Below are 259 nucleotides of genomic sequence, written 5' to 3'. Positions count from 1 at the left end.
CACTGGCTGAGGGTGTATTATGAGTTTACTGTTCAAAAGCCGTCAAAATAGTAATGATAAACAAAAAAAATCCGTATTCTCTGGCGGTTACTTTTTCATTATTAATATTTTTCGCCAAGGTGTGTACAGTCTTGGGGAAATGTGGCGCACGCCATTAGCCTCTATGATGACCATTGCTGTACTGGGTTTGAGTTTAACCTTGCCCGCAACGTTATACTTAGTGGTTAAAAATGTTCAGCAAGTGAGCAGTGGTTTTGAG

At 40.2% G+C, this 259-nt stretch carries 1 pseudogene; it reads left to right on the top strand.

What is annotated here, in order from left to right:
- Positions 1-19: 19 nt before the first annotated feature.
- A pseudogene (locus tag AAEY62_RS23230) lies at positions 20-259 on the top strand (permease-like cell division protein FtsX); the annotation flags it as partial.

Source organism: Pseudoalteromonas sp. GW168-MNA-CIBAN-0100 (assembly GCF_040309225.1).
GTDB classification, from domain to species: Bacteria; Pseudomonadota; Gammaproteobacteria; order Enterobacterales; family Alteromonadaceae; genus Pseudoalteromonas; species Pseudoalteromonas arctica.
This window is presented reverse-complemented; position numbering and strand designations above follow the sequence as displayed.